Source organism: Rosenbergiella sp. YN46 (assembly GCF_036620675.1).
Lineage (GTDB): Bacteria > Pseudomonadota > Gammaproteobacteria > Enterobacterales > Enterobacteriaceae > Jejubacter.
In genome coordinates this window covers 1-556 of the sequence record NZ_JAZHEE010000144.1, presented here as the reverse complement: position 1 = coordinate 556, position 556 = coordinate 1, and the positions used below count along the sequence as shown (strand labels likewise).

The following is a 556-nucleotide window of genomic DNA, read 5'->3' as shown; positions in this document are numbered from 1 at the left end:
CATGAAAAATTCTTAATGGCAAATCTGTTGTTTGCCTTAGAAATTCTAGAAATCCCCTATAACCACAGACACTAACAATATCGATTGGATCAGAAAAAAATGAGGTAACACCACATAAAAGAGATTTTTTTATCATTTCTGATGGTAAAACGAATTGATCTATGTGTATATGTGCATCAGCGAAACCTGGAGAAACAAATTTTTCTTCTAAATCAATTACTGTAGTTTTTGGACCAGTCGAATGTGTTGCATCAGGACCAACAAAAGCAATTCTATCATTTAGTATAGCAATCTGAGTTTGTGGAATAATTTCTCTTGTGTATACATTAACTAATTTACAATTTTTAAAAATCATATCAGCTTTTTTTTCTCCCATTGCAACTGCATTCAATGATGAAATAGAAGAAGAGAGAGTAGAAGTCACAAATTTCAATTACGTAAATCGGCCTATTATAGATTCAATACTTAAATTATCGATAAATTGGATAGCCTGTTATGATCTATCCAAAGGAGATCAGACGATTCTGTCCAAAGTGCAATACTCACACAGTACAAA

At 31.8% G+C, this 556-nt stretch carries 1 pseudogene; it reads right to left on the bottom strand.

The window, feature by feature from the left end:
- Window positions 1–424 (bottom strand): annotated as a pseudogene (locus V3W49_RS22940) (hypothetical protein); the annotation flags it as partial.
- Between the last annotated feature and the right edge of the window lie 132 nt (window positions 425–556).